General features: G+C 39.6%; 6 protein-coding genes. All 6 read right to left on the reverse strand.

Translation table 11 applies throughout. The features are described 5' to 3' along the window. Positions 1-357 precede the first annotated feature (357 nt). Positions 358-1,890: a sialate O-acetylesterase gene (locus AN394_RS20250; protein ID WP_152968959.1), complete on the reverse strand. Its 1,533-nt coding sequence runs from the start codon at positions 1,888-1,890 to the stop codon at positions 358-360. Positions 1,891-1,904: 14 nt separating this feature from the next. Further along, positions 1,905-2,825, reverse strand: coding sequence for a dihydrodipicolinate synthase family protein (locus AN394_RS20255; protein WP_055022402.1), 921 nt, complete (start codon positions 2,823-2,825; stop codon positions 1,905-1,907). Between the two features lie 12 nt (positions 2,826-2,837). Continuing rightward, positions 2,838-3,968, reverse strand: a complete 1,131-nt coding sequence (gene nagA / locus AN394_RS20260) for an N-acetylglucosamine-6-phosphate deacetylase (RefSeq protein ID WP_055022403.1) — start codon at positions 3,966-3,968, stop codon at positions 2,838-2,840. 55 nt (positions 3,969-4,023) lie between these two features. Beyond that, on the reverse strand, positions 4,024-6,858 hold the full coding sequence (locus AN394_RS20265; RefSeq protein ID WP_055022404.1) for a TonB-dependent receptor domain-containing protein: 2,835 nt from the start codon (positions 6,856-6,858) through the stop codon (positions 4,024-4,026). A gap of 202 nt (positions 6,859-7,060) precedes the next feature. Beyond that, complete coding sequence (locus tag AN394_RS20270) at positions 7,061-9,313, reverse strand: exo-alpha-sialidase (RefSeq protein ID WP_055022405.1); 2,253 nt, start codon at positions 9,311-9,313, stop codon at positions 7,061-7,063. 182 nt (positions 9,314-9,495) lie between these two features. Continuing rightward, the gene (locus AN394_RS20275) at positions 9,496-10,551 is read right to left on the reverse strand and encodes a cyclically-permuted mutarotase family protein (protein ID WP_268795671.1); all 1,056 of its coding nucleotides are present in this window, start codon (positions 10,549-10,551) and stop codon (positions 9,496-9,498) included. Positions 10,552-10,628 lie beyond the last annotated feature (77 nt).

A 10,628-nucleotide genomic window follows, 5' to 3' on the forward strand; every position in this document is an offset into this window, starting at 1 on the left:
TTCGTGAAGGCTTGAGCCGTATGCAGTGAAAGTTGCACGTACGGTTCTTAGGAGGGCGACACTTGGTAACAGGTGTCGTCTATCCGACAGAAACAAGTTGAAATACTAGCCCTGCTTCTTATTGCATTAAATGATAAGTATACAAAAGGAGTAGCACGCTACTCCTTCATTGCCCTCAAGCCTCGCCTTACATTATCGTTGGCAATACGCTTTTGCTTTACCACAATAGAAAAGTATATTTGCGTACAATTCCCTCACTAGTATTATCAGAGTGAACTCTGACTACCCAGACATTGAGTAGTGAGCCGGCAACGTACGGCTCGCAGTGAATTTAAAAAAGCGATTAAGGGGCTACATTTATTGTTTGGAGTATATAAATGGTGCAATGGGATCACTTAGCTTTGTAACTAAGTTGGCCTTATCTTTTGGGTCATCAAACCACGCATATCTAATGGCAGCGGGGTTACTAACACTTTCACTCCAAGCGACTAGTAAGTTACCAACAAGCCTAGTTTGTGCACTGTAAAATTTTCCTTGCTGGTCCCCTACCTCAATTCCAATGGCATTGGCTGCAACCGACTTATTTATCATAATTGTATCTGTGAATCTGATCACAATTTGTGTGTTTCTAAAGCTAACCTTATCAATTGCTGCATCTACATATTGATTTATGTTTCCGTAAATCTTGTAGAGTATTGATCTTGCAATCCTTTCAGCTAAAGGGTGCTTTTTCTTAGGATGGACATCTTCGGCCTCACCTTGATCATAACTAACAACTAAAGAAACATTCGATAGTTCATTTGCAACTTCGCTTTGTAGTTGTCTGTACTCAGCCCATGGGCGGTTAAGTCCAGGTAATTGAACTATATAAAACGGTAATGAAGGTTCATCCCAGGTTTGGCGCCATTCTTTAATCAGTGTTTTTAGTTTTAGTTTGTTTAAATCTTTTGAAAAGTAAGGTTCAAGCTTTTGCTTTTCAGTCATCGGTGCATTCGATTCACCTTGATACCAAATAACTCCTTTTATCTGAAAAGGTGAAAGAGGTTTAACACTTGAATCAAAAATAAAGCCAGGTTCATAAGGATGATGCGCTAATTTTTTTAAAGGAAACTGCTCTGTCCATGAAGATAAATTATAGAGTGCTCGGTCTCTGCACCATGGCATAATACTCTTTATCCAGTCGTTAGCTAAAGGTGCCAATTCAGGGATAGAGGCTAATGTTTGTTTACTAATAAAGTTTTCAGTCATCGTACCGCCGACGGATATATTTATAATACCCACGGGGACATCTAAATCTTTTTGTAATTTAGCTGCAAAATAGAAAGCAACAGCCGAAAAAGTAGCATTGCTTTGTTGCGAACTCAGTTTCCAACCATCTGTTTTTAAATAATTAGATTCATTGAGTTTGGCTAATTTATCGACTGAAAAAACAACCTCATCAGGGTAAAAGTCATCGTTATAATAATCCAGCAAGCGAATCACATTATTACTCGATTTAGCTAACTCACTATCTGCACCAACAGTTTTACTAACTTCAAAGCGCATGTTTGATTGTCCTGCAGCCAACCATACTTCGCCAATGAGTACATCTTTAAAGACCTTATGACTATTAGATGTAGTAATAGTCAAATCACTTGCCTCGTAACCACCGTCCATGGCATCAAGTAATACTTGCCAGTATCCATATTCATTCGCTTTAGTCGTTTTTAGTTGCTTGGCATAACTAACTTCAATCACCTGCTCTGGTTCAGCCTTGCCCCAAATAGGTATGGATTTTTTTTGCTGTAAAACCATATGGTCACTAAATACACTCGGCATTTCCAAACAAAACCCGGATGTAATAGAGCTAATAATTAAACTTAAATACAAAATCACTTTAAATTTAGTCACACCAAGCCTCTGTATTAACTTACTTTATTAGCAAATGATTTAAAGTTAATCGCCTCAAGCTCAGCTGACATTGCTTTAAACTCATCATCAGAAAGGTTTTGGAATGGAGTACGGTTACCACCTAAATCCAAACCTATTACTTTCATAATTTGTTTCCCAGCAACGATATTGCCTCTAAACTTAGCGATAACATCAATTAAATCAAGTGACTGATATTGAAGCTGTTGTGCTTTTTCCAAGTCACCTTCAGCAAACGCTTTCCTTATACCTGTATATAAGTCAGCGGCATAGTTAAATGTGCCACCTATACAACCAGTCGCTCCACCAAAGGCTAGTGAAGGAAGCAGTGTTTCATCTTGTCCATGCAGCATATCGTACTTGCCATTTTCATAGCGTCTGCACTGTGTATACTCGTATAAGCTTTCGAAAGTATATTTAATACCTGCAAAATTAAGAATTCTGTTATCAACAGCTTTTAATAAAGCAAGCATAGAGATGTTTACACCGGTAAAGGCCGGAATATGGTAATAGTAAAATGGCAGTTCAGGGGTTACTGAAGCGATTTGCTCACAGTATGCTGCTAACTCTTCAACACGATTGATCTTTGGAAAAAGTGGCCCCATCACACTCGTTGCATACGCGCCAATTTCAGCTGCATGCATAGCAAGCTTTTGGCTAGTACGAACACTATTACTACCAACATGAACGATAACTTTAAAATTCTCAGGCGCGGCATTTACCCACGCTTGAGCACAATCCATGCGTTCTTCATCAGTTAATAAATGCCCCTCGCCTGATGAGCCATTAACAAAAACACCTGATACTCCATGATTTACCAACATTTCAATATATCGAGGGATAACTGACAGGTTGATACTGCCATCGTCGTTAAACGCTGTGAATGGCGCGTTGATTAACCCATTAATTTTTTGCATTTTGTTTCCTTATTAATAAAACTGTTCACCCTGGATCCAGGTATTTTTGACGTGATATTCACCGTTACTTTCTTGCCCGAGCAACACAAAATTAGCATCAGCACCAACAGCTATTTGTCCAATAGATGTCGCTAATCCTAGGAGTTGTGCAGGGTAACGGCTTGCCATGTTTATTGATTCAGCAAAAGACGTGTTCAGCATTTTTCGGCTATTATTCACAGCGCTAATCATGTCTAATGCTGAACCAGCTAATTGACCTGTATGACTTACAAGCTTGTCTTGTGCTAATGAAATTTGATGACCATCAAAGTGAAAGGCTTGCTGCTGACTTCCGATAGTCGACATTGCATCTGTGACTAAAATTAGTTTTCCCTTCGGCTTTGCTCTGTAAGCGACTTTCGCGACTGCAGGGTGAACATGATGACCATCTAAAATTATTCCAGTCCAGCATCGGTCATCACTAAGTGCCGCCCCGACCATATTTGGATCTCTTGAAGTTAGCTGCGACATTGCATTGAATAAATGTGTGAAGCCAATAGCTCCTGCTTCGATACATTTAACAACATCTTCATATTCAGCATTTGAGTGACCAAGGCACACAATGACCTCATGTTCGACAAGATAACTAATTTGGGCCGGTGAAATTGATTCTGGAGCCACAGTTACCATTACTTTCCCTAAGTCATTGCGACAATATATCTTCAGCTCATCTTCTGTGATCTTGCGAATGTGTTGACTATTGTGGATACCCTTTTTAACGATGCTTAAATGAGGGCCTTCAAAGTGAACACCTGCGATACCTGGTATTTCTTGCTTAATAGCTTTACTGACAATTTCAGCAGCCTCTTGCAATTTTGCAATGTCACTTGTGATCAAAGTTGGCAATAGGCTTGTTGTGCCAAACATTGCATGCGCTTTAACCATTTTTTGTAGGGTCTCTAACGTTGTTTCATGGTTAAATAATGCACCGCCACCGCCATTAACTTGAGTGTCAATAAAGCCCGGTACCATGACACCATCTAGCTCAATACAAGGCTCATGGTAGTAAGTAACTATTTCTGCGACTTTGCCATTAACAACCCTTATTGCTTTATCATCATGAAATTGCACACCATCAAAAAGTTGAGTAGGTTTAAAAATCATCGGTCTTCCATTATTTTTAATGTGGGCATACCGCCCACATCTGAACTGAGCAAGGTTAGAAGTTAAGCTTTAGGCCCGCATAAAATGAACGACCATATAAGTCATAAGCGGTACCGTTAGTTAGCGTACCAACCTGATAATACTTATGGGTTTGCGTAAGCTGTGGAGGCTGTTTATCAAAAACATTTTTAATGCCAAAATAGGCGTTAATTGAGTCAGAGAAGCTATAGCTGATGCGCGCATCATGATATGTACGAGATTCAATCTCATTTAACTCATCTGTCATCAAGGTGTTGTCGTTACGGTCTTTAGTGCTGTCCCAATAACGTAATTGCCAATAAAGATTAAAGTTTTCGATACTATATGAAGCGTTGATATTAAAGCGTAGTTTTGGAAATAACACTTCACCTTCAAGATGCTGTGTATCGCCAGATTCTATACCCGTAATGCTGTATTCATCGATGTAGTTGGCAGCTAGCCCAAGATATAAATCACCGACATCTAAGTTTGTTTGATACGAAACATCTAAATCAATACCACTGGTTTTGATAATGTTTTCATTACCTGAAGCTGAGTTAACATCTAGTGCGGCACCTGAACGGCCATCACGACGAACTAACCCTCCACAATTTGCATCAAATTCACTAGGGTCAACACTGTAACAACGATTTAAAATAACTGTGCGGTCTGTTTTAGCAATTGCGTCATCAATTTCTATATCGTAATAATCAATCGACATCTGTAAGTCGTCTAACCACTCAGGTGTTAATACGATACCTAACGTTAGCGTGTCAGCTTTCTCTTCTTTTACGTTTTCAGAACCACTTAATAGACCTGAAGTATTCTGGCTTTCAACTTGTGTAAGAACAAATGCTCCATCGCTATCAATACGGTTTTGGATTGCACTTATAGAACGACAGTTATCAGCAATGTTGCCAGTATCTGCATTGCTAATACCATTACATGGGTCTACAACAAATGCTGCTGTTGCGGTACCACCTGCGAAAAGGTCACTCACATTAGGTGCTCTCACTGCTGTTGCTAAAGCACCACGCAATTTAATTGAATCTGAAATTGGAGCATCGATACCAATAGTCCAGTTAGTCGTGGTTCCAACAGATGAGTAATCACCTACGCGTACAGCAAAATCAAGATTAAGTTGCTCTAAAATTGGAACATGCAATTCAGCAAAAACATCAACAACATCAAATTCGCCTTTTGTTTTTGCAATTCGACTGCCACGCACTATTCCTGCTTGTCTTAATGGATCTGGAGTCTCTTGACCTTTTTCTTTACGGTACTCAACACCAGCAGCAAAACCTAGGTTGTTTACATCATCACTGAAAGCAAAATCAATATCGCCAGCAATGACTGATGTCACAACATATTGTTCGATTGAACCGTTTAACCCTGTATCTGCTGCAAGATAATTTACGGCCTCTTGCGAGATACCATCATATGCAAATGGATTAAATGGGACACAGCCACTAATGCGAGCAATATCATCGGCACATTGATATCCGCCGGCTCCGTCACTTTCTATATCCAAAGCATAACGAGCACGTTCAAGGTTGATATCACCATGATTTTTTTGGTTTTGATCTGTAACACCATAGGTGGCGCTAACATTCAGATAAATACTATCTGTAAGGTCATATTCGTAATCACCTGCAACGCGGAATGTCGAACGCACATTTTCAGCACCACGATCACCGAATTCATATAGGCGACGGAAGGTTAAGCTCACATCGTCTAGATTAGTTATACCATCTTGCAATAAGGCATTACCTAAATCAGTACCTGCAAACCAAGGGTGCGTCGCAATATCTATTCCTGTAGTGCCACCACGTGATAACTTGAAGATATCGTTACGTGTATCAAGAGGAATAGGTTCCATGCGAGTGCGTGACTCAACTCGCGAGTAATTTGCCGTAAAGTTAAGACGTGATTTATCATCCAAATCAAGTGATAACCCCGTTGCCGCAAATGTCCTATTCAATGGAGTGATCATTGAACGGTATTCATGGAAATTAAATGCATCTGATGTTTCAACATCACCAGTTCGTACAAATGGAGTGCCATCACCTTTATAACCACCAATTCGGCCTTCAGGGATATGTGATGAACCAACAAACTGCGGCGTATCAGCCAGACCATCACCATCGGTGTCAACAGAGTCTAAATGAACACTTGAATAATCGCGGTCTGTTGCTTTTAGACCTTCATCATCAGAATAACCTAGTGAGAACCAAGCGTTTCCGCTATCGAAGTTATGGCCCACTGTAAACTCTAAATCTGTAGTACCTGCGGCACCGGCTTCTGTTTCACCCTTTTGTAATTTAACCGCTACGCCATCAAAGTTCTTTTTCAGAATAATATTCACAACACCTGCGATTGCATCTGAGCCATAAGCTGCAGATTGACCACCGGTTAATACTTCAACACGTTGAATCATTGTTGTAGGAATAGTATTTAGATCTACACCATACCCTGAACCAACAGACATCCCTGACACATAACGTTTACCGTCAACTAAAACTAGCGTTCTTGAAGAGCCTAAATTTCTTAACGCTATGGTATTCAGGCCACCATCCTGCTCACTTGAGTTTGAACTTGAAGATGTTGTATCACCAACAATTGATGGAATTTTACCGAGTAAGTCACCTACGTTAACGGCACCTACCCCCTCGATATCATCAGAATCTACAACTTTGATAGGTGATGGAGATTCGAAATCACCTTTTCTAATGTGTGAACCTGTTACTAGAATTTTTTCAACCTCTGCTGTTGCTTCAGGTTGCTCCTCTGCAAATGCAAAGTTACTTGCTGCAGCTCCAACACAAATGCTGAGGAGCGATTTTGAAAATAGCGTGGTCAGTTTATTACTCATGTGATGTACCCCGTTGATAGATTATGATCAGCTTTAAGCTGTATTATTGTTAACCTGTTATACCAGCATACCAATTGTTCGATTTTTGTCAAAAGGATCTAACAGAAAAAATACGATATTTTTATAATGGATTGATATGTATGGAATTTAAAAGCAGGCTATCATGGAGAAAATCCATTGATAGCCTACTGGAAGGGGAAGATTAATTAACTGCGTTGATATTTAAATTGATAAATTTAATATGAGTGCTGCCTGTAGCCTCATACAAAACTGCTATTGTTCCATCATTTAGCGTTATGATGTCAGAGTATGCACTGAAGCCATAAACGATTTGCGTAGGAGAGTTAAAACTCACCCCTTCGTCTTCGCTGACCCATATACCTAAATCATATCGATTAGCACCTGCAGGGCTACCAATTGGTGCCGACACTAAAATCTTATTCTCTGCATCTCCCTGAATAGTCGAACTAAAGCGCGTAATACCAATATCGACTTTAGACACAACAAGATCATGAGTTGTTTGCTGCCAAGTAATTCCGCCATCATTACTTAAAAAGTGATAACGAGTACCGGCTGCAGAGCCATCATTTCTAGCTGTCATCAAAATTCGACCGTCATTTAGCTCAACAAAGTCTGCTTCTGTAGGCCCTGAGATTGGGGTTAGATTTCCTTTATCCCAACTTGCTCCATTATCATCGCTGAACACACTCACAACATAAAATAAACTATCTGAGGCACGCACAATAGCAGGGAAAATAAGTCGCCCATTGTGACTTCCTTGCGCTGAAGACTGCCATTTTAGTTGTATACCATGACCTGGGCCGGCATTAATTGAACGCCAAGTAGGGTCTTTAACTTCATCACTAACGTTAACGGTGTTTGACCACGTTTGTCCGTTGTCAGTGCTTGATTTAAAAAGTAGGTAGTTAGGATCATCTGGACCTGTACAGTTGCCATTTTGTGCGCACAAATCGAGCCACTGAGTGTAAAAAACAAATATAGTGTTAGTTGACTCATCAACTAAAGGTCTAGGGTCAGAAAAATCGTATTGTGAACTTTCTTCGATAATTTGCACCGGTTGCCAAGTTTTCCCTAAGTCTAAAGAGCGCTTGAGTGAGATATTTATTAAACCACTTGCACCAGGATCAGCTCCATTAGGACGCCCCTCACTAAAAGCCAAAAGCGTATTATCTTGAGACTGAACAATAGATGGTATACGGTAGTTAGACATACCATTGATACCTTCAGCTCCACCCACAAATACACTGCTAAGTGCTATCGGTTGAGTACTGTCAGTTACTTCAAAGCGTACATTTTTATAATTTGCAACACCACTTGTGCCTGATGAGCCATTACCAAAGACGATGACATTTTGATTTGATGCTGAGCCTGACCAACTAGTTACCTTTTCACCATCAAACCAAAAAGTGGCTTGTTGAGAACTTGCATCATAGTTTACTTCATAGTCATGATATTGATCTGAGCCTTGCTGCGAAACTAGCGTGTATTGTGCATCACCCTCAACATCAGCAACGAGTGCACCACTTGAATCAATTTTCAAATTAACTAAGTAACGCTTATTACCATTTGCATAGTAATTTGTAATATAGGAACCAGACAGGACTTTAACTGTACTAGACATAGACCAGCCATAATTTGTCGCGTCTAAGTTTGTTTGTGAATCAGGAATAACTTCCCACTCGGCTTTACCAGCACTACCATCGGCTTGCCATACAGTATCACCATTATCATCTAGCAAACTACCTTGCCCTTGAAGGGTGGAGTCATTTGTCCAACCTAACAAATCAGGCGAAGCATCTAAGTTGCTATTAAATAGAGCAACAACATTATTTGGGCGAGTTTTTAAGGCTGCTTCAGCTTTACTTAATATAGAAGAATAGATTTCAGTACTTGATATTTCTCCAGAGAAATACCATTGACCGCCACCATTATCTTCGTTTCGACCTATGTTCATAGAACTTAGGCTGTCGACACTATTTAAAAATGAAGTCGATGAGTTTTGAGCTAGCAATTCACCGTCTACGAGAATGCTAGTACCATTTTCATCAGTTAAAACCACCGTTTTATGTTCACGGTTATCATTAAACGCCTTTGTTGTTTTCAAGTTATTTATGAAGGCGCCATTTTCCCTGGCATGGATGCGTAATGTACCATCTCCGTCGATTACTAATGCATATTCGCTAGATGCCTCGTTCGCATTGGATACGCTGAACAATGTTCCAGTTGTGCCTGTTGCTTTAAAAGCTGAATAAATACTGCCTTTAGTTAAGGAGCTAACTAGATCTAAATCAGAATCAAGTGATACATACGTAGAAGATCCATTAAAACTAGTTGTTGATGTGTCCCATTGCTTAACAAGTTCAGCATAAGCTAATGAGCTATTTAGGAGTAAGAAGCTAGTCGTTAAAAAGCTAGCTCCGATCGTATTTCTCATGTTTTCCTCACATTCTAATAAAGCCCTTACAATGAAGGGGTAACTTTATTACGTGACTAAACAACAAAATTAGTTACGCAAAGTGGTTGTCATCACAACAGCAAAAGCGTGAACCTTTATATGAGACACTGGTATAATAGGTCAACAGTTACACCTTTAGAATACGAAAAAATTCTTAATGTTTATTTTTTGTTAATTATTAATGCTCGATATATGGCCGGCGTTCTCTCTACAGCTTTAATCTCTCCAGATAACCAATATACAAACTTCTGATCTAAAACCGTCTGTAATGGCCCTGCGCCACCATAAAATGGCACACGTTTATTCAAAGTAAGCCATTCATTATTTGGAATATTGAAAATAAATTGCTGGCGGCTGAAGTTAAATTCCTCAGGTGACATTGCAAAATATTTTTTCTTAAAATTAATTAACTCTTCACCTTCCAACGTAGTGAGTTGTTTTAAGGCATCATCAAATACCTTTTTATTCACCCCACCCAAGATCAAAACATGCTGGTCATCCAAAGCTAATGCGCTTCCCCCTGCCACAGAGAAAGGTTTTCCACTAAAGGTTATTTCAGATAACGCTTGCCAATTGAGTTGCTCGAAGTCAAAACTGTAACTATCTGTTAGTACATGAGAAGTACCATTTGGTGTTTGGGCAATACCAGAAAAAATATAAAACTTGTTAGCAATTCTTGTGCTTGCAAATTGCACTCGGGGTAAGCCTGGAATAGAAGTAACTTCGCAAGCACTTTTAGAGAAGGAATAACGACACATTTGTGCTTGGACTTTTCCATCCCAATTGCCAGCAAACAAATATAACTCATTATTGAAAATATCAGCCGCACCATTTGACCATGTAAACGGCAAAGTAGTAATTTGACGAGTATGTACTTGAAGCTGACGATCAAGCGTTAGCTCAAGTACGACATTCATATCTCCATTTTCATTCTTACCACCAACTAGCCATAAGCCATTCTCTGTTTTGATCGTCGCTCCATATGCCTGAGGAACTGGTAATTGGCCTTGTGCAACTAGGTCAAAAGCTCCATTTTGAATATCATACACATACACGTTGCTATGAAAGACTTTGTTTGCCTTATCAAAAACAGGATGTCCATTCGGAAAGTTTGCTCCACCTGCAATGACTAAGTAATGATCTATTATTCCTGTAAACATAGCGGATAATCCAATAGGCTTACCTTGGCTATCTTTACTTTCTAATGTGATTACCAAGGGATACTGACGGTATAAGTACCAAGCGATTTTGACGTAATCACACTATCAATGTTGCCGAGCTTCGGCAAGTTTTG

The sequence above is a fragment of the Pseudoalteromonas sp. P1-26 genome, from assembly GCF_001401795.1.
Lineage (GTDB): Bacteria > Pseudomonadota > Gammaproteobacteria > Enterobacterales > Alteromonadaceae > Pseudoalteromonas.